The sequence below is a fragment of the Actinomadura sp. KC06 genome (assembly GCF_004348735.1).
GTDB lineage: Bacteria > Actinomycetota > Actinomycetes > Streptosporangiales > Streptosporangiaceae > Spirillospora.
Genome location: NZ_SMKT01000051.1, coordinates 20,049 through 38,931 on the forward strand (window position 1 = coordinate 20,049; position 18,883 = coordinate 38,931).

At 68.6% G+C, this 18,883-nt stretch carries 15 protein-coding genes; 9 read left to right on the top strand and 6 right to left on the bottom strand.

The window, feature by feature from the left end; genetic code table 11:
- Positions 1-13: 13 nt before the first annotated feature.
- From E1287_RS18255 to E1287_RS18270, 4 genes are read right to left on the bottom strand one after another with little or no spacing between them, the layout of a single operon-like run.
- Positions 14-1,351: a cation:proton antiporter gene (locus E1287_RS18255; RefSeq protein WP_131966158.1), complete on the bottom strand. Its 1,338-nt coding sequence runs from the start codon at positions 1,349-1,351 to the stop codon at positions 14-16.
- Positions 1,352-1,373: 22 nt separating this feature from the next.
- Positions 1,374-2,864 carry a tryptophan 7-halogenase gene (locus E1287_RS18260; RefSeq protein ID WP_131966159.1) on the bottom strand — a complete coding sequence of 497 codons (1,491 nt, stop codon included), beginning with the start codon at positions 2,862-2,864 and terminating at the stop codon, positions 1,374-1,376.
- Between the two features lie 50 nt (positions 2,865-2,914).
- The gene (cmdF, locus tag E1287_RS18265) at positions 2,915-4,531 is read right to left on the bottom strand and encodes a tyrosine 2,3-aminomutase (protein ID WP_207934294.1); all 1,617 of its coding nucleotides are present in this window, start codon (positions 4,529-4,531) and stop codon (positions 2,915-2,917) included.
- Positions 4,528-7,482, bottom strand: coding sequence for an AMP-binding protein (locus tag E1287_RS18270; protein ID WP_131966160.1), 2,955 nt, complete (start codon positions 7,480-7,482; stop codon positions 4,528-4,530). Before E1287_RS18270 ends, cmdF begins: the two co-directional genes overlap by 4 nt.
- A gap of 172 nt (positions 7,483-7,654) precedes the next feature.
- On the opposite strand from E1287_RS18270, the gene E1287_RS18275 reads away from it, so the two are divergent.
- Genes E1287_RS18275 through E1287_RS18285 form a run of 3 tightly spaced genes read left to right on the top strand, consistent with a single transcriptional unit; the run spans position 7,655 to position 10,657 of the window.
- Positions 7,655-8,407, top strand: a complete 753-nt coding sequence (locus tag E1287_RS18275) for a glucose 1-dehydrogenase (RefSeq protein ID WP_131966161.1) — start codon at positions 7,655-7,657, stop codon at positions 8,405-8,407.
- 34 nt (positions 8,408-8,441) lie between these two features.
- Positions 8,442-9,878, top strand: a complete 1,437-nt coding sequence (locus tag E1287_RS18280; protein ID WP_131966162.1) for an FAD-binding monooxygenase — start codon at positions 8,442-8,444, stop codon at positions 9,876-9,878.
- A 26-nt stretch (positions 9,879-9,904) separates the two neighbouring features.
- On the top strand, positions 9,905-10,657 hold the full coding sequence (locus tag E1287_RS18285; protein ID WP_207934295.1) for a DUF2306 domain-containing protein: 753 nt from the start codon (positions 9,905-9,907) through the stop codon (positions 10,655-10,657).
- A 99-nt stretch (positions 10,658-10,756) separates the two neighbouring features.
- Here E1287_RS18285 and E1287_RS18290 read toward each other — a convergent pair whose 3' ends face one another.
- Complete coding sequence (locus tag E1287_RS18290; RefSeq protein ID WP_131966163.1) at positions 10,757-12,283, bottom strand: 4-hydroxyphenylacetate 3-hydroxylase N-terminal domain-containing protein; 1,527 nt, start codon at positions 12,281-12,283, stop codon at positions 10,757-10,759.
- Between the two features lie 59 nt (positions 12,284-12,342).
- Positions 12,343-13,011: a class I SAM-dependent methyltransferase gene (locus tag E1287_RS18295; protein WP_131966164.1), complete on the bottom strand. Its 669-nt coding sequence runs from the start codon at positions 13,009-13,011 to the stop codon at positions 12,343-12,345.
- Positions 13,012-13,239: 228 nt separating this feature from the next.
- Here E1287_RS18295 and E1287_RS18300 point away from each other — a divergent pair, with 228 nt between their 5' ends.
- From E1287_RS18300 to E1287_RS18325, 6 genes are all read left to right on the top strand, one after another.
- Positions 13,240-13,485, top strand: a complete 246-nt coding sequence (locus tag E1287_RS18300) for a phosphopantetheine-binding protein (protein WP_131966165.1) — start codon at positions 13,240-13,242, stop codon at positions 13,483-13,485.
- Between the two features lie 16 nt (positions 13,486-13,501).
- The gene (locus tag E1287_RS18305) at positions 13,502-14,326 is read left to right on the top strand and encodes a methyltransferase domain-containing protein (protein ID WP_165969075.1); all 825 of its coding nucleotides are present in this window, start codon (positions 13,502-13,504) and stop codon (positions 14,324-14,326) included.
- Between the two features lie 23 nt (positions 14,327-14,349).
- The gene (locus tag E1287_RS18310) at positions 14,350-15,744 is read left to right on the top strand and encodes an extracellular solute-binding protein (RefSeq protein WP_131966167.1); all 1,395 of its coding nucleotides are present in this window, start codon (positions 14,350-14,352) and stop codon (positions 15,742-15,744) included.
- Positions 15,745-15,871: 127 nt separating this feature from the next.
- Positions 15,872-16,948 (top strand): sigma-70 family RNA polymerase sigma factor, encoded by a 1,077-nt coding sequence (locus tag E1287_RS18315; RefSeq protein WP_131966168.1) that lies wholly within the window; start codon positions 15,872-15,874, stop codon positions 16,946-16,948.
- Positions 16,948-17,253: a hypothetical protein gene (locus E1287_RS18320; protein WP_131966169.1), complete on the top strand. Its 306-nt coding sequence runs from the start codon at positions 16,948-16,950 to the stop codon at positions 17,251-17,253. The genes E1287_RS18315 and E1287_RS18320 overlap by 1 nt, the downstream gene beginning before the upstream one ends.
- Before the next feature lie 55 nt (positions 17,254-17,308).
- A complete protein-coding gene (locus E1287_RS18325; protein WP_131966170.1) occupies positions 17,309-18,880 on the top strand; it encodes an MFS transporter in 1,572 nt (523 codons plus the stop codon).
- The last annotated feature ends 3 nt before the right edge of the window (positions 18,881-18,883 follow it).

Sequence of the window (18,883 nt, forward strand, 5' to 3'; positions counted from 1 at the left end):
TCTGCTCGATGTTCTACAATGCTGCTCTCATTGCTTTTGTTGAAACGGGATCCTCATCCGGCAGCCTCTTCATCGCTATTCGCAGGATCGGCGGCGCCATCAGTGAAGTGAACAACGCGACCAGGATGATGATCGTGTACATCTCCGTGTTCAGTACGCCCAGCCGCAGCCCGACCATCGCGACCATCACCTCGACCACCCCGCGCGCGTTCATGCCCGCGCCGAGTGCGAGCCCTTCCCATTTGCCGAGCCTGGAGATGCGGGCGCCGAGGAACGCGCCGAGGAACTTGCCGATGACCGCGACGGCCAGAATGATGACCGCCGTTCCCAGGAGCGCCCAGTCGGCCAGCAGGGTCAGATCCATGCGCAGTCCCGCGACCGCGAAGAACACCGGCGCGAACACCGACAGCACGATCGCGCGCAGGGCGGCGAGGCCGGGAAGGGACGAATCAGCGAACCGGCCGACGAACATCCCGCACAGGAACGCGCCGAGCAGGGCCTCCAGGCCCAGCGCGTGGGTCCCCGCGGCGGACAGCAGGATCATGCTGACGATCAGGGCCGCCCCCGCCGCCGGATGGGTGTGCCGGGCATCCCGCTCCCCGCGCCGTTCGGCGCCGCGGGCGCAGAGCTTCCAGATCACGACCACCAGTGCCGCCACGCCGAGGAGCGACGCCAGTGACCTGGTCACACCGCCGCCGCTCAACCTCCCGGTCGCCATGGACGAGACCAGCGAGAGCATGAACCAGCCGAAGACGTCGTCGATGACGCCCGCGGTCAGGGCCAGCTGCCCCACCTTGCGCTCCAGGAGGTTCATGTCCAGGAGGATCTTCGCGATGACCGGCACGGCGCTCACGCACATCGCCACGCCGAGGAAGAGGGGGAACGTGGCCGCGCCGGACGCGCCGGACGCGCCGGACGCGCCGGACGCGCCGGTCAGCGCGGTCGGCAGCAGGACGCCGGTCAGGACGCCGAGCCCGAGCGGGATCACCAGGCCCAGCCCGCTGACCCAGGCCGCGGTCGACACCCTGGACCGTGCGTGCCGGAGGTCCAACCCGGCCCCGGTCACGCCGACGAGCAGCAGCACACCCACCTGCCCGATGGCGTCGAGCATCGCGAACTGCTGCGCGTCGCGTGGGAACAGCCAGGCCGAGGCGTCCGGCAGGAGGTGGTGGAGCACCGACGGCCCGAGCAGCACCCCGGCCAGCAGTTCCGCGATCAGCGCCGGCATGCGCAGCCGGCCGGCGAGCCGGCCCAGCAGGAGCGCGAGCAGCAGCAACACGCCGATCTGCACCAGGAAGACCTGCAGCGCGTGCGCCGACAGGAACTGCACCGGCGCGGAGTCATCGCCCATGGATTGCGCCCCCGGCCATCGATCAGCTGCGGGTCGGCACGGCCCAGTGCATCCCGTCGTCCGACGAGACCAGGCCGCCCTCGAACATCGGCGTGTGCTCGTCGGCGTTCGAACCGAGCGCGGCCTGGACCTGGATGTTGGCTCCGCCCTTGAGGATCGGCTTCACCAGCGAGGACTGGAACAGGTCAGGCTCCTCTCCCGTCCCCGTCTCCCGCTTCTCGACGATGTCGGACAGTTCCTGGAACGCGTCCTGGCGCGATTCGACGTAGCCGGCCTCGAACAGCGCCGTGTCCGCTGACGCGCCCCCGCCGACCAGCTCGACGAACGACTCGAAGTGGTCGGCCGTGCTGTTGGTGACCTTCTTGGCCTTCCAGAAATAGGACTGCTCGTCCTGGTGCATGTCGTAGAACGCGACGAGGAAGTCATGGAACAGCGCGAACTCCTTGCGGTAGCGCCGTTCGAACTCGTCGAAGGAGGCCGTCTCGTCGACCGTGCCCGCCAGGACGGAGTTGATGGACCGGGCCGACAGCAGCCCGCTGTAGGTCGCGAGGTGGACGCCGGAGGAGAAGACCGGGTCGATGAAGCACGCCGCGTCTCCGATCAGCACCAGCCCTGGCCGCCAGAACTTTTCGCGGCTGTAGGAGTAGTCCTTTCGGACCCGGATCTCGCCGTAGGTGCCGCTGGTGACCCGGTGCGCGTCGGCGAGGTACTCGGCGATCATCGGGCAGTCCTCGATGAAGCCGTTCAGGGCCGCCTCCTTGTCGCCCTGCACCCGGTCCAGCGCGTCCGGCAGCAGGACGGCGCCGACGCTCGTCAGGTCGTCGGTCAGCGGGATGTACCAGAACCAGCCGTGTTCGAACGCGACGCCGAGGATGTTGCCGCGGTTGGGCGCCGGCAGGCGCCGGCCGCCGCGGTAGTAGCCGAACAGCGCCAGGTTCCGGAAGAACTCCGAATAGACCCGCTTGCTGTGCACCCGGCTGTGGATGCGGCTCTTGTTGCCGGACGCGTCCACGACGATCCGGGCCCGCGCCTCGCGCTGTGCGCCGTCCGGGTCGGTGTAGGTGACGCCGCACACGCGTCCGGACTCGTCCTCGACGACGTCGAGCACCGAGCAGCGCTCGCGCACGTCGACGCCGTTGCGCCGGGCGTTGTCCAGCAGGATCTTGTCGAACTTCATGCGTTCGACCTGGAAGGCCGTCGCTCCGGCGCCGGAGAACTTCGACGAGATGGAGAAGGAGAAGGTCCACGGTTCCGGATTGCTGCCCCACAGCAGCGTCCCGCCCCGTTTCACCATGAAGTTCGCGTCCTCGAGTTCCTTGGTGACGCCCAGCATCCGGCAGATCCCATGGACCGTCGACGGCAGCAGCGACTCGCCGATCTGATAGCGGGGGAAGGTCTCCTTCTCCAGCAGGAGCACGCGATGGCCCTGCTTGGCCACCAGTGTGGACACGGTCGAGCCCCCTGGCCCGCCGCCGACCACGATCACGTCGTACACAGGGTTGTCACTACTCAATGTTCCGCCTCCTCGGCATCCGCCTGGACGTTCGGTCGGTTCGGTGCCCGCTAGCGCAGCGCGATCCCGGCGTCACGGGCGACCGACAGGAATCGCCCGTCGGACACCGCGGCCGCGATCCGCTCGATGTCGTCGGCCATGTACCGGTCCTCGGCCAGCGTCGGCACCAGGGCCCGGACCTGCTCGTAGGTCGCCCTCGCCGCCGGGCCGAGCAGGTCGCGCCGCCCCGACAGGTCGACGGCCTGCGCGGCGGCCAGGAATTCGAGGGCGAGGATCCGGTCGTTGTTGCGCAGGACCCGCCGGGCGTTCCTGGCGGAGATCAGCCCCATGCTGACCACGTCCTGGTTGTCGCCGTTGGACGGAACGCTCTGCGTGCTGGCCGGCCCGATCGTGCGGTTCTCCGCGACCAGCGCCGTCGCCGGATACTGCGCCCCGGCGAACCCGCTGTTGAGGCCGGGTTCCCCGGCGACCAGGAACTCCGGCAGCCCTTCGCTGAGATGCCGGTTCAGCAGGCGGTTCGTCCGGCGCTCGGAGAAGACCCCGAGCTGGGTCAGGGCGATGGTGACGAAGTCCATCGCGAACGCGATCGGCTGACCGTGGAAGTTCGCGCCGTGGAAGACTTCCTTGCCCTCGAAGAACAGCGGGTTGTCGTTGGCCGAGTTGAGTTCGGTCTCCAGTTTCGCCTTCGCGTCGTACAGCGTCTCCCGGACGGCGCCGAGCACCTGGGGGATGGCGCGCAAGGTGTAGGCCTTCTGCATGTAGACCTCGTTCCGGCCCACCCCGTTGCCGGACTGCTTGTACTCCTCCACCTGGCGGCGCAGGGCCGAGTGCTCGAGGATCGCCGCGCTGCCGTCCAGCAGGGCGCGCATGTTCGCGGCGGACTCGATCTGCCCGCGATGCGGCCGGGCGATCTCGTGGCCTTCCGGCTGGAACGGGCTGTTGGACGCGCGCAGGCTCTCCAGCACCAGCGCGCACACGATCTCGGCCTGCCGTACCTGGTCCAGCGCCCGGCCGACGACCAGCGAGCCCAGCCCGGTCATCGCCGACGTGCCGTTGATCAGCGCGAGCCCCTCCTTGAACTTGAGGTCCATCGGAGTGATCTCGCGTTCGGTCAGCACCTCCGCGGTCGGTACCCGGTGACCGTCCCGCAGCACGTACCCCTCGCCGATGACGGTGACCGCGACGTGGGCGAGCGGGGCCAGGTCTCCGCTGGCCCCGAGCGAGCCCACTTCCGGGATCGCCGGGACGATCCGCTCGTTCAGGTACAGCACGAGCTGATTGATCAGTTCGGGCCGCACGGCCGAGTACCCCTTGGCGAGTGCGTTCAGGCGGGCCGCGACGATCGCGCGGGCCTCGGCCTCCTCGAACATCGGCCCGACGCCGGCGGAATGGCTGCGGACCAGGTTGGTCTGCAGTTCGGTCTCCTTCGCCGTGTCGACCATCCGGTAGATCATCTCGCCGTATCCGGTCGTGACGCCGTAGACCGGGATGCCGGAGCGGACGAGTTTCTCGAACATCTCCCGGCTCTGTGCCGCCCGTTCCAGGCACGCCGGTTCCACGGTGCACAGGGCACCCCGTTCGGCGATGTTCCGGATATGGTCGATGTCGATCGACTCGCCGTCCAAGGCGATGGACACGCCCTTCTCGGTGATTGTCACTTCACTCACATCCCATCGTTACGTTCGACCAGCTGCGCCATTGCGTGCAGCGAAGGATTCTCGAAAACCTTCCACGGCGAGATCCGTACACCGAACACTTCATAGATCCGTTCGACCAGGATCGGCACCAGCATTGAATGGCCCCCGGCCGAGAAGAAGTCGCCGCCGCCGTCGGCCAGCTCGCTCGACACCAGCATTTCGCTCCAGATCTCGGCCATTCTCTTCTCCTGCGGTGGCAGCGCGCCTCCGCCGATTCCGTCGGGACGGTGCCCGTCTTCGGACAGCCGCCGCCGGTCGATCTTTCCGCTCACCGTTCTCGGCAGCCGGTCGCGAACCTCGACGGCGACCGGCGGTCCCGGGCCGCCGAACCAGCCGCGCAGCCGGTCCCGGCACTCCCGCACGAGTCCGGTGCGATCGGCGCCGGCACCTGCGGGGACGACGTGGGCGACCAGCCCGGCCGGCGACCCGTCCGGTCCTGCCACCGGGACGACTCCGCACTCGACGACCCCCGGGTGAGCGGCCAGCGCGGTCTCCACTTCGGAGAGCTCCAACCGCTTTCCGTGCAGCTTGATCTGGAAGTCACGCCGCCCGAGGAACTCCAGTTCGCCGTTCCAGCGGAATCGCCCCCGATCTCCGGTTCGATAACTGCCGGTGGACTCGGTGTCGCGGCGCAATGGCAGGAACGCCGCCTGGTCCGCCGTCGCACCCAGATAGCCACGCGCGACGAATGGGCCGCGGATCACGATCTCGCCGGGCACGCCTGCCGGGCACGGCTCGTCCCGCTCATCGACGACGACGACCTGACGACCCGGAATGGCCATGCCGACTGGAACCATGCCGCGCTCGGTTCCGTCGACCTCATGCCACGTCGCGAGAATGGATTCGGTCGGGCCGTACAGATTGACGACACGGGCCGCCGGCGCCGCCGCGCGGAACGCGTGGGCCAGATCCGCCGACAGGGCTTCTCCCGCGAGGAGCACATGGGTCAGGTGGGACAGAATGGCCGGGGTATTTCGCCGCTCGATGGCCGCGAGGATCTCCCTGGCAAAGCTCGGCACCGTCTGGAAGTGCGTGATCCGCTGCATTTCGAGCCAGGCCACCAGCTTGTCGGGATTGGCCCGGATCCGTTGAGGCACCGGATACAGCGTCCCGCCGCCGACCAAGGACATGAACACTTCGCAAAGGCTCGCGTCATAGCTCGGCACGGCCCATTGCGCGACCCTCGCGCCGGGGCCGATCGCGAACTCGGTACGCATCCAGGAAGCGAACTGCGCGAGCGCTGCGTGCGACTGCGCGATTCCCTTGGGCCGGCCGGTCGAGCCGGACGTGTGCGCGATGTAGGCCCGGTCGGGGTCGCCGCCACCGCCACCGGTACCTGGCTGGCGCCGGACGTCGAACCCGCCGCCGCCCGCGGTGACCAGCCACTGCGCCCCCATGTCGGTCAGCACGGCGCTGCTGCGATCCCCCTTTTCCGCGGGGTTCAGGCACAGCACGTGGCCCCCGGCCCGGAACACGCCGAGCAGGGCCGTCACGTATTCGGGGCCGGGCGGGATCTGTACGGCCACCGTCGTTCCCGCGCCGCACCCGAGCTTCTGCAGGGTCGCCTGCAGTTCCGCCGCGGCCGCGTCGACGGCGCCGTAGGTGAGCGTCACGTCCGTTCCGACCACTGCGGTGTCATAGGGCCTGCGCTCCGCCCAGGAGCGCACCATCTCGTGCACCGGCTCGTGCGCTGGCGCGTGCGCCGGCTTGTGAGCCGGGAGCCCTTCTGCGATGCGGTCCGAACCTGCCGTTCCGTTGTCCAATGGCAGCGCCCTTATAGGAGTGTTCGGATTCGCGATTCCCGCGCCAAGGAGCGTGTGGAGTTGCTCGACGATACGAGAGGCGGATTCGGGGTCGTACATGCTCGCCCGATACTCCAGCGAGCCGCTCACCGTCGGCTCGGTCCGATCGATCCGCAAAGTGAGATCGTGGTGCACCGGTACCCGCTCCGGCAGTTCCCGGCGCACTGACGCGCCCGGCAGCCGCAGTTCCCTCTCCGGTTCTCCGGCCGGGACGAAAAGTGCGGCACACAGCGGAATCCGCCGTGGATCCCGAGCGGGTCTCAGTTCGCGTACGACATCGGCGAACGGTGTGTCCCGGTGTGCTTTCGCCTCGTCGACCGAGTGGCGGATTCTGTCCACCAGCTCGGCGAACGTCCATGAGGAAGAGATGTCACTGCACCACACCACCAGATTTGTGAAGGGACCGGGCAGGTGGTCAGATCCGGTGCGAAGCGACACTGGGCCGCACACCGGAACCCGGTCCTGCTGTGAATACCGGTGAAGCAGTGCTTGGAAGGCGGCGAGAAGCGCGGCGGACGACGCGGAGAAATCCCAGCCGAATCGAGCCACGCCGCCTTCGGGCGACGGGACGTCGAGCCTTGGCCGATCGGCCGGAAGATCCACTGGCTCCGGCGCAGGTGACAGCCGTGCGGACCACCAGCCGGCCGGTCGCCGACGTTCTCCGGAGTGTTCCGCCGGGCTCGGGAGCCCCTCGATCGGCGAGCACCCTCGTAGCACGTTGCCATAGCCGGTCGACAATTCGTCCCGAAGCAGGGAAACGGTCTCGTCGTCCGCGATCGAGCGGTGCAGCGCCATCTGCACGATGTGGCTCGTTCCGGTCTCCCGTTTCACCGCCAGCCGCGCCAGCGGACCAGCGGTCAGGTCAAAAGCGCCGGGCTCGATCTCGTGGTCGACAAAGGCGGATTCCGACTGCTTATTGACCACCGGAACCGGGCGGCCACCGGACCGGTCAAAGGTCGTCCGGAGAATATCGTGGCGGTCGACGATCGATCTCCACGCCGCATCCAGGGCCGCGATATTCAGCTTTCCGACCACCCGGTACCGGCGGTCGATGACATTGGCGGGGCTGCCGGGGACCAGTTGCTCAAGAAACCAGTGCGCCTCCTGGCCTGCAAGCATTCGAGCTCCCCAAAAGAAGCCCCGACCGGGGCAGCCTTCATCTGGCAATAATTCGACTCCACCGAGTGTCACACCCGGGTCGCACCGGGGGCTTCTCGTGAAATGCGATGCATGACGGCGACTCCGCAATCGAGGAGATGCCCCCGCTCGCCGGGCCTGTGACCCTGGCCCCATGACTGAATTCGACGGCAGGACGATCCTCATCACCGGCGGGGGAAGCGGCATCGGCCTGGCCACCGCCGAGCGGCTGCTGAACAGCGGCGCCAACGTGGTGCTGGCCGGACGCAACGACCTGCGGCTCAAGACCGCCGCCGCGGAACTCGACAACGGCGACCGGGTGCTGGCGGCGCCCGCGGACGTCTCCGACACGCGCGATCTGGACGGCCTCGCCGAACAGATCAAGGCTCGCTTCGGACGGCTCGACGGCGTGTTCGCCAACGCCGGGATCGGGGTGAACGCCCCCGCCGCGCAGCTCGCCGAGGCCGACTTCGACAGCGTCGTCAGCACGAACCTCAAGGGCGTCTACTTCACCGTCCAGAAGGCCCTGCCGCTGCTCAACGACGGCGGCGCGATCGTGTTGAACTCCTCATGGACGGCCCACGCGGGCGTGCCCGGTTCGTCGGTCTACGCCGCGACCAAGGCCGCGGTGCTGCACCTGACGCGCACGCTCGCGACCGAGACCGCCGGACGCGGCATCCGGGTCAACGCCGTGACGCCGGGGCACGTGCTGACCGACATGTTCAATGCCATCACCGGCAGCGACGAGGTCCGCGAGATGTTCCGGGCGCAGGTCGCGCTCGGCCGGCTCGGCCTCCCCGAGGACATCGCCAACGCAGTGCACTTCCTGCTGTCCGACCGGGCGTCCTACATCACCGGCCAGGAACTCGTCGTCGACGGCGGGCTGACCAAGGCCATGCCCAGCTGACCCTTGCCCGCCTACTTGGCATGAGGAGTTCGTTGTGACAGTCAAGCAGGCCGCGACGACGCACGAGAGCGGCACCCGCGCAGTCGTGCTAGGCGGCAGTATCGCCGGGTTGTTCGCCGCCCGGGTGCTCTCCGAGGCGTACGACGAGGTCCAGATCGTGGACCGCGACCGCCTGGTGGGCGTGGCCGGGACGCGGCGCGGACGCCCGCAGGGCAAGCACATCAACGCGATGCACTGCCGCGGCAGGCTCGTGATGGAGGAGCTCTATCCGGGCATCACCGATGAGCTCATCGCGGACGGGTGCCCGAGCGGCGACATGGCGGGATCGGTGCGCTGGTACTTCCGCGGCAAGCGCGCGAAGCAGCCCCACGTCGGTCTGCTGGCCGTGCCCGCGACGGCGCCTCTCATGGAGCAGCACATCCGCGAGCGGACCCAGCAGCTGCCGAACGTCACCTTCGTGGAGCGCCGGGACGTGCTGGGACTCGTGACCGCACCCGGAGGCGGAAAGGTGACGGGCGTCCGGGTGCACCGCCTGGACGACCCGCAGGACGGCGCGTCCGCCGAGGAGGTCATCGACGCCGATCTGGTGGTCGACGCCACCGGCCGCGGCTCCCGCACCCCTGTCTGGCTGGAGGAACTCGGCTACGGGCGGGTCGAGGAGGAGCGGAAGAAGATCGGGCTGGGTTACGTCACCCAGCACTACCGCATGAAGAAGGACCCGTACCACGGCGATTTGGCGATCATTCCGGTCGCCTGGCCCGCGTTGCCGCGCGGCGCCATCTTCACCAAGACCGACGGCGGCCGCACCGAGCTGACCACCTACGGAATCCTCGGCGATCACCCGCCCACCGACCAGGCCGGCCTGTACGGGTGGCTGAAGACGCTGCCCTGCCCCGACATCTACGAGGCCGTGCAGAACGCGGAGCCGCTCGACGAGCCGGTGGCGTTCCGCTTCCCGACCACGGTGCGCCAGCGCTACGAGCGGATGTCCCGGTTCCCCGAGGGGCTGCTCGTGGTCGGTGACGCCGTCGCGTGCTTCAACCCGGTGTACGCGCAGGGCATGACGGTCGCGGCGATGACCGCGCTGACCCTCCGCGAGCACCTGCACAGTGGGGCGGCGCCCGTGCCGCAGGACTACTTCCGCGATCTCGCCCGGGACGTCATCGATCCGCCCTGGGAGATGACCAACACGGTCGACCTGAGCTTCCCGGGGGTGCAGGGCGAACGGCCGCTGAAGGTCCGGCTCGGCCAGGCGTACCTGGCCAGAGTGCAGGTCGCGGCGACTAAGGACGCGAAGGTCGCCGCCGCGTACATGCGCTGCGCCGGCATGGTCGACCGCCCCGACGCCCTCATGAAGCCCAAGGTCGTCCTGCGGGTGCTGCGCAAGGCCTGGCGAGTGCCCGCCACCACCGTCACCAACCCCGCCGCAACGGCCCCGCGGGCGGCGGACAGGCACGTCCGCGCAACGTAGCTCCCGAACCGAGAAGAGAGCCCCGCATGAGCAAGGAAGGAACTGAGAAGGCGACCCGGCGAAGGGTGAACGGCGGTCAGGCGGCCGTCGTGGCCGCGCCGCAGCTTTCCGGCGAGCAGGTACCGCCCGAGCGCGCAGCACGAAGGTGGTGGGTCAACCCCTGGCTGATCGGTCTCCTCGTCCTCGTCGGGTTCAACCTGTTCCACGCGCTGCCGTACGCGGCGCTGGACCCCGCCCGGTCGCGATCCATCCTGGACCCGGCGTTCCCCGCGCACTTCCCGGTGCTGGTCGCGCACATCCTCACCGGGAACATCGCCATGGTCACCGTTTTCCTGCAGGTGATCCCCGCCATCCGGGAGCAGTGGCCGCGGCTGCACCGGATCAGCGGACGGGTGTACGTCTTCGCCGGCGCGCTGCCGTCGGCGACGCTCGCACTCGTGATCCTGCCCTACTCGACCGCGACCAGCGGAACGGCGTTGTCGGCGGCGCTCTGGCTCGTCGTCACCGCGTTCGGCTGGCGGGCGGCCCGGCAGCGGCGCTACGCCGACCACCGGCGCCTCATGATCTACAGCTTCGCGCTGGCGCTGGGCACCTCGTGGGGCCGGGTGATCTTCGTGCTCACCACGGCGATGCCGAGCATCAAGATCCCCGCCGACATCCTGATGGACACCTCGACCTGGACGAGCTGGGTGGTCAACCTGATCATCGCGCAGTGGTGGCTGATCCACACCGAACACCGGCGGCGGCGGAAACCACGGCGCGTCGTGGCGACGCAATGAGCGTACAGCCGGTGAGCGCATAGCCGGTGAGCTCACGGTACGGGCGGGACACGCGATGAGGTGTCCCGCCCGTCGTCCGTCGCCCCGTGCTCGGGGCCCTCACCGGCCGTCGGACATCCCCTTCCACGCCGAGCCGAGCTCGGAGAACGAGGCGAGATCGGGGACGGTCCAGCCATCGAGGTCGTACTCGCTGAGGCAGGCGTCGACCATGCTCGTGAAGCGGTCCAGCTGCCCGCCGGCGAGCTGGGCGTTCATGAGCTCGATCCGCGTGTTCTCGTGGTTGCCCGCGTAGTTGCGCTCGTACAGCTCGTGCCGGCCGCCGAACTCCGTTCCCACCGCGTCCCACAGCAGCTTCATCACCTTGACCCGGCCGGCGGCGTCGGTGCCGCCCGACCCGCGGAGGTACGTGTCCAGGTACCGGCGGATGTCGGGGTTGTGGAAGTCTTCGGCGCTCGAGTTGGTGTAGATGAGCCCGCTCGCGACGTCCTGCTGCACGATCTCCATGACCCGCGGGTACCCCACCTGCATGAACCAGCGGTAGGCCAGCCCGTATTCGGGGTTCGGCAGGACCGCGCCGTCGTGCCACGGCACCGGGTTGCGCGCCGCGGCGTCGGAGAGCGCCCAGAACAGGTTGCGCCAGGCCAGCACCTCCCCGACCCGGCTCTGGACGCCGCGGAACCCCGCCGAGCCGGTGATCTCCAACGCCTTCACCAGCAGGCCGGCGATGAACTCGAGCTTGACCGCCAGCCGGGTGCAGCCGTGGAAGGTGAACCGCTCGAAGAACCCCGACCGGCCGCTGAACAGTTGCGCCTTGCCGAGGTCGCCGTAGACGAAGACGTTCTCCCAGGGGATGAGGACCTTGTCCAGGACGAGGATCGTGTCGTTCTCGTCCAGGCGCGACGACAGCGGATAGTCGAACGGGCTGCCCATCACCGCCGCCTGCTGGGTATAGGACGCGCGGCAGATCAGCTTCATCCCGGGTGCGTCCATCGGCACCGACGCCACCAGCGCGAACTCACGCTTCTTGATCGGCAGCCCGTAGTGCGCGATGAAGTTGTGGTGGGCGAGCGCGGAACCGGTCGCGACCACTTTGGCGCCGCTGACGACCAGCCCGGCGTCGGTCTCCTTCTCGACATGGACGAACACGTCGGCGACCTCGTCCGGAGGCCGGTCCCTGTCGACCGGCGGGTGCACGATCGCGTGGTTCCAGAACAGCACCTTCTCCTGCGCCTCCCGGTACCACCGGCGCGCGTTGTCGGCGAAGGGCGCGTAGTAGTCGGCGTTCGCGCCGAGCGTGCCGAGGAACGACGCCTTGTAATCCGGGCTGCGCCCCATCCAGCCGTAGGTCATCCTCGCCCAGGCGGCGATGGCCTGCTGGCAGGCGACGAGATCATCGGCGCTGCGCGGCGTGGTGAAGAACCGATGCGTGAATCCGGCCCGGCCGGTGTCCGTCGGACAGGTGAGCACGCCCTGGGTCTCCGGAGCGTGCAGCGAGTCGTACAACCTGGCCGTCATGCGGATCGGATTGTGGAATGCCGGGTGCGTCGTGACGTCCTTGACACGGTCGCCGTAGAGGAAGATCTCCCGGCCGTCGCGCAGGCTTTCGACGTACTCGTCCCCGGTCATCGGCCGAGTCGGTGCTTCAGATGTCTCGTTTCCGACCATCGCGCTCTCCTCGTTCCAGGTCATTTCTTGCGGGCGATCGTCAGCCCGTCCGCCACCGGCAACACGGTCACCTCGACCCGATCGTCGGCCGCGAGCGCGGCGTTGAAGTCGTGCAGCGCTTTGGCGCTGCGGTGCAGCAGCCTTTCCTTCGCGAGTTCTGGATCCAGGACGTAGCCGTCCAGCAGCACGTTGTCGGCCAGCAGCACGCCACCGGGGCGCAACCGTTCCAGGAGCAGTTCGTAGTACGTGGCGTAATTCAGTTTGTCCGCGTCTATGAAGGCGAGGTCGGCGCCGGTTTCCGGTGGCAGCGAGCGCAGCGTCCTGGCCGCCGCTCCGAGCCTGAACTCGATCCGGTCGGCGACGCCCGCCTGCTCCCAGCGCTTCTCCGCGACGGCGAGCCACTGATCGGTGACGTCGCAGGTGATCACTCGGCCGCCGGGGGCGAGCCCCGTCGCGAAGGCCAGCGCCGAGACGCCGGTGAACGTGCCGATGTCGAGCACGAGCGAGGCCGACATGAGGCGGGTCAGCATCGTCAGGAGGCGGGCCTGTTCCGGCGGGACCATCATCGCCGACAGTTCGCCGGCCGCGCCGGTGTCCTCGATCAGGCCGGCCAAGGCGGGATCCAGGGGAGAACCCGATCCGTCCAGATAGTCCCCCATCGCGGGAGTGACGAACAACTGCCGCCCCATGCCACCTCCAGAGCCGATTCACAGACAGGGCGCACAACGCGCGCCCCACTCCGCCCATCATTGGATCTTCCGGTCGGCCACGGCACCTTCTGTGTTGCCGAATCACGGCGCCGGCCGCCGCCCCCCGGAGGTGCGCATCATCGAAGAAACCCCGCCACGAACGAACTGCTACAAATGAGAAACGTACGACCTCGTGGAACGTCGCCGCACGCGTCAACAGGAGGAGTCATGCAGGAAAAGAACCTGATCTCGGAAAAAGTCGCCGAGATCTGGAGGGATGTACTCGGCGCTCCCGACGGCGATTCCTCCGCCACCTTTTTCGAGCTGAAAGGCCAGTCGATTTCGGCGGTGCGCATCGCCGCGCGGATCGAGGACGAGCTCGGCATCGAGGTCGATGTCGGCCTGCTCTTCGAGGACCCGGACCTGGACTCGTTCACGCACGAGGTTCTCTCCGCCGCCAAGTCCATCGCGTAGCGCCAAGGGGGCAGTCATGGCTCGGCCGGGCTTCGATCCCGTGGAGATCGGAAAGACCTATGACGAGAACGCGGCGATAAGGGACGGGTTCGGATACGGCCACCTGCACATGTGGTACTGGTACGACGACGAGGACGAGGCGCCGCTGGAGGAGGCGGTGCACCGGATCACCCGGAAGGTGGTCGACACGCTCGGCGTCCGGCCGGGGGAGCACGTCCTCGACGCGGGGTGCGGCCAGGGCGAACCGGCCCGATATCTCGCCAGGGAGTTCGGCGCCCGCGTCACGGGCGTCTCCGTGAGCGCCGCCGAGATCGACGACGCGATCCGGCGCACCAAGGGGACCGATCTGGCCGACCGGGTCAGGTTCGAGTACGGCGATTACACCGATCTCCCTTATCCGGACGGCACGTTCGACGCCGTGCTGGTGATCGAGGCGCTGATGTATTCACCGGACCTCGACCGGGCGCTGCGCGAGCTCTTCCGCGTGCTGCGACCGGGCGGCCGCATATCGTTCTCCGACTTCAGCCTGATGCCGACCGCGGACCCGAAGCGTATCGAAAAGTTCATGTCGACCGTGAAGATGAACGTTCTCCCGTCCTTGCCGGAATGGCTTGACAGGGTGCAGGACGCGGGATTCGGCGTCGAAGAGCACACCCAGTGCGGCCCGCGCGTATACGGCAAGAAGTCGAAGTATCTGAAGGCCGCGATGGCCCGCAGGGACGAGATATCGACCGCGGTCGGGGATTCGACGATGAGTGAATTCTCGCGAAGCCTCCAAGGCTTCTACGCGCCGCGCAAGGACGACATCGGATACGTGATCATCTCGGCCCGGAAACCCTGATCTGAGGCGTCCTTGGAGGGACCATGCGCCTGACTCGGAACCTGTTCACCCCGCTGGCCGTCACCGTGGCGGCGATCACGCTCGCCGGCGGCGCGGTCGCGGCGGACGACCGCGCCGAGCGGGACGTGAGCGTGACCTTCTGGCTGGCCGACCGGTGGCCGGGGCATCTGGACTGGGTGAAGGCCAAGGCCGCCGAATTCGGCGCCGAGCATCCCGACGTCAAGATCGACATCCAGGGGCACGATCTGCTGGAACTGCCGGGCAAGGTCAGGGAAGCGGCCGCCCGCGGCGAGGCGCCGGACGTCGCGGAGTACTACTACTCCGCGACGCAGGAGGCCCTCGACGCCGACGCCGCCGACGGCCGCCCCCTGTTCGCCTCGGTCGAGGAGGCCGTCGGGGACCGGGAGACGATCCTCGGCGAGAAGGTCGTGATCGGCGACATCCTGCCCACGGCCGGCAAGTTCTACCGCCACCGGGGCCGGCTGGCGGCCATGCCGCGCAACATCTCGACGACCTTGCAGTTCGCCAACATGAAGATCCTCAAGGCGGCGGGCGTGGAACGCCCGCCGCGCACCTGGGACGAACTCGACGCGGCGTGCACGGCGATCGCGAAGCTGCCCGACGGGCCCGACAACTGCATGACCTGGCCGACCCACGGCTGGTTCTTCGAGCAGGCGGCCTCGACGCAGGGCGTGAACCTCGCCGATCACGAGAACGGCCGCGCGGCGCCGGCGAGGAAGGTCGACTTCACGTCCAAGGCCATGCTCGACTGGACCCGGTGGTGGGCCGGACAGCAGAAGAAGGGCCACTACGTGCTCACCGGCAAGGACGTGGGCGGTGACTGGATCGGGATCCGGAAGGCGTTCGCCGCGCAGCAGGTGGCCTTCCTGTTCAGTTCTTCCGTGGAGACCGACCCGATCGTGCAGGACGGGATCAACGGCGACTTCCCCGTCCAGACCACCTACCTACCGCACAACGGCGACGTCCCTCTCGCCGGCTACGTGCTGGGCGGTGACGCGCTCTGGATCCAGGACCGGCTGGACCAGCGGACCCGCGACGGCGCGCTGGCCTTCATGCAGTTCATCAACCGTCCGGCCAACGGCGCCGCATGGGCGAAGGAACCGGGAAGCGGCTTCATGCCGGTCACGCACGGAGCCGTCGAACACTTGGCGCGAGAGGGCTACTTCACCAAGAACCCGCACAAGAAGGTGGCGATCCAGCAGCTGAGCCGCAACGCGCACACCCCGGCGGCGCTCGGCGCGTTCATCGGCGACTTCTACGCCATGCAGGACATCATGTCCGTCGCGATGATCGACGTCCTCACCGGCAAGGCGACGCCGGAGAAGGCGATGCGGCGGGCGGACCGCGAGTCGCAGGCCCGGCTGGACGCCTATCACGCGTCGCGGCCGCGCCGCTGACCTGCATGTTCGCGCCGTCGACCCGCGAGGGCGGGGCAGGGTCCAGTACCCTCGGGCTACTGCCTGTACCCGTCCGCGGTGCGCTCCGTGACCGATGGATTTCACCGCCAAGGTGGGTTACATCTGCATGGACAAGGTGAGCACATTGCAACCTCGTTTCGGGCACAGCCGACTCGGCGACGACGAAGCCGTCGTCTCGGCCGCACGGGACGGCGATGAGCTGGCGTTCGGCGCTCTGGCGGAACGCTACCGACCCGAGTTGCGGGTTCACTGCTACAGGATGCTCGGCTCTTTCGAGGAGGCCGAGGACCTCGTGCAGGAGACGTTCCTGCGCGCGTGGCGGTCCCGGGAGCGGTTCAGCCTTGAGGGGCACTGGTCGTTTCGCGCCTGGCTGTACCGGATCGCAACGAACGCGTGCCTCAACACGTTGACGCGTACCCCGAGACGCGTGCTGCCCTCGCAGCTGGGACCGGCCGGCGACCCCACCCGGCCGGTCGCGCCGCCCGCGGACCAGCCGTGGTTGCAACCGTTCCCGGACCATCTGCTGGAGAACCTCGTTTCCGACGAGATGGAGCCCGAGACCGCGGTCCTGGCGAAGGAGACGATCGAACTCGCCTTCCTCGCGGCGATCCAGTTGCTGCCGCCCAGGCAGCGGGCCGTGCTCATCCTGCGGGACGTGCTGGGCTGGCCGACGAAGGAGGTCGCCGACCTGCTCGACTCCAGCGGCGCGTCCGTCGCCAGCGCCCTGCAGCGCGCCCGCGCCACCCTCATGGCCCACCTGCCGTCCCGCCGGGTCGAGTGGTCTCCCGTCGCGGAGGCGAGCGCCGAAGAGCGTGCCGTCCTGCACCGGTACATGGAGGCGCACCAGCGCGCCGACATCCGGACGCTGGCGGCTCTGCTGCGCGAGGACGCCGTCGGCACGATGCCGCCGACGCCCACCTGGTACCGGGGCCGCGCGTCGATTCTGGCCGCGTTGCGGTCGAGTTTCGATCCCGGTTCCGAAGGCTTCATCGGAGATCTGCGATTCATCGCGACCCGCGCCAATGCGCAACCGGCGGCGGCCTGCTATGCCAAGGCTCCCGGCGATTCGCGATTTCGAGCGTTCTCGCTGGACGTGCTGCGGATCGACGACGGCCAGATCGCGGAGATCACCAGTTTCACTCCCGTTGTCTTCCCGTTCTTCGAACTGCCCGGGGAACTGTGATGGACGACCGGCTTTCCATGCCGCGCGACCGGGTTCCGTCCTCGATGGCGCGCCGGACCTTCACGATCCCGCCGGGCGCGAGCAGGGAGTACGTCAGCGCCGACTGGCAGGACGCGCTGGTCATCGTCGAACGCGGCTCGATCGAAGTGGAGGCCGTCGACGGCGTGCGCCAGCGGTTCGATCGCGGGGACGTGCTGACGCTGAGCGAACTGCCGTTGCGGACGCTGCACGGCCTCGGCCCCGAAACCGCCGTCCTGACCGTCATCTTCCGCAGGTCAGGGCCGAATTCCGCAGCAGACCGATGAGTTTCTCGCCGCACTGGGGTTCCAACAGCTAGCACCTCAGCAAAGGAGAGAAACCGTGAACGACAGCCAAGCGCTCCGCGCGGGGCGTCGAGAATGGATCGGTCTGGCCGTTCTGGCCTTGCCGACCTTCCTCGTGTCCATTGACGTCTTCGTGCTGTTGCTTGCTTTGCCGCACCTCAGCTCGGACCTCGACGCCAGCAGCACGGAACAGCTGTGGATTACCGACATTTACGGCTTCCTGCTCGCCGGCTTCATGATCACGATGGGCAATGTCGGCGACCGTATCGGCCGCCGGAAACTGTTGCTCATCGGCGCCACGGCGTTCGGCGCGGCCTCGGTCGCCGCCGCGTTCGCCGTCAACGCCGAGATGCTGATCGTCTCCCGGGCCCTGCTGGGCATCGCCGGATCGACGCTGATGCCGTCGACGCTGTCCCTCATCACCACGATGTTCAAGGACGCCCAGCAGCGCGGCCTGGCCATCGGGGTCTGGATGGTCTGCTTCATGGCGGGCGCCACCGCCGGCCCGCTGGTCGGCGGCGTGATGCTGGACGCGTTCTGGTGGGGCTCGGTGTTCCTGCTCGGCGTCCCCGCGATGGTCCTGCTCCTGGTCACCGGCCCGATCCTGCTGCCCGAGTACCGCGACACCAGCGTGCGGGCGCCGCTCGACCTGGTCAGCGTCGGCCTGTCGCTGCTGGCGATCCTGCCGTTCGTGTACGGCCTCAAGGAGGTCGCGAAGGACGGCTGGAGCGCCGCCCCCGTGGCGATCAGCCTGATCGGCATCGTCTTCGGGATCATCTTCGTGCTCCGGCAGCGCAAGCTGACCAGCCCGCTGCTCGACCTGCGGCTGTTCGGCAACAGGTCGTTCAGCGCCGCGCTGCTGGGGATGTTCCTGGGGACGCTGACCACGGGCGCGATGATGCTGTTCATCACGCAGTACTTCCAGCTGGTCGCCGAGCTGTCCCCCTTCGTGGCCGGGCTGTGGATGATCCCGGCGATGGCCGGCTCGATCGCCGGCAACATGGCCGCGCCGCTGCTCGCCCGGCGGTACCGGCCGGCGTACGTGATCGGCCTCGGCCTCATGGTCTCGGTCGTCGGTCTGCTCGCGCTCACCCAGGCGGGCGCGGACGGCGCGCTGGCGCCCGTGGTGATCGGATTCGCGCTGATCAACCTGGGCGCCGGTCCGCTGGTGGCCCTGGCCACGGACCTGATCGTCGGCTCCGCGCCGGAGGAGAAGGCCGGTTCGGCCGCCTCGATGTCCGAGGTCAGCGGCGAGTTCGGATACGCGATCGGGGTCGCGCTGATCGGCAGCCTCGGCGCCTGGATCTACCGTGACTCGATCACGGTGCCCGCCGGGGTGCCCGCCGACGCGGCCGCCGCGGCGGAGGACAGCCTCGCCGGCGCGAGCGACGCGGCCTCGAAGCTGCCGGACGACGTGGGCGCGAGCCTGCTCGAACCGGCTCAGGAGGCGTTCGCCAGCGGCTTCCACGTGGTGGCCGCGGTGAGCGCGGTTCTGCTCGTCGGGATCGCCATCACGACGGCCTGGTTGTTGCGGTCGGTTCCTCCTACCGGTGCTCAGCAGGAGAAGGACACCGCCGCGACCCAGGACGACACCGCCCCGGTCGGCTGACCG

Coding starts and splice junctions, on each gene's coding strand:
- E1287_RS18320 (WP_131966169.1), top strand. CDS start 16,948: ATGGACGACCGGCTTTCCATGCCGCGCGACCGGGTTCCGTCCTCGATG.
- E1287_RS18290 (WP_131966163.1), bottom strand. CDS start 12,283: ATGACCGGGGACGAGTACGTCGAAAGCCTGCGCGACGGCCGGGAGATC.
- E1287_RS18310 (WP_131966167.1), top strand. CDS start 14,350: ATGCGCCTGACTCGGAACCTGTTCACCCCGCTGGCCGTCACCGTGGCG.
- E1287_RS18270 (WP_131966160.1), bottom strand. CDS start 7,482: ATGCTTGCAGGCCAGGAGGCGCACTGGTTTCTTGAGCAACTGGTCCCC.
- E1287_RS18295 (WP_131966164.1), bottom strand. CDS start 13,011: ATGGGGCGGCAGTTGTTCGTCACTCCCGCGATGGGGGACTATCTGGAC.
- E1287_RS18255 (WP_131966158.1), bottom strand. CDS start 1,351: ATGGGCGATGACTCCGCGCCGGTGCAGTTCCTGTCGGCGCACGCGCTG.
- E1287_RS18315 (WP_131966168.1), top strand. CDS start 15,872: ATGGACAAGGTGAGCACATTGCAACCTCGTTTCGGGCACAGCCGACTC.
- E1287_RS18285 (WP_207934295.1), top strand. CDS start 9,905: ATGAGCAAGGAAGGAACTGAGAAGGCGACCCGGCGAAGGGTGAACGGC.
- E1287_RS18305 (WP_165969075.1), top strand. CDS start 13,502: ATGGCTCGGCCGGGCTTCGATCCCGTGGAGATCGGAAAGACCTATGAC.
- E1287_RS18275 (WP_131966161.1), top strand. CDS start 7,655: ATGACTGAATTCGACGGCAGGACGATCCTCATCACCGGCGGGGGAAGC.
- E1287_RS18300 (WP_131966165.1), top strand. CDS start 13,240: ATGCAGGAAAAGAACCTGATCTCGGAAAAAGTCGCCGAGATCTGGAGG.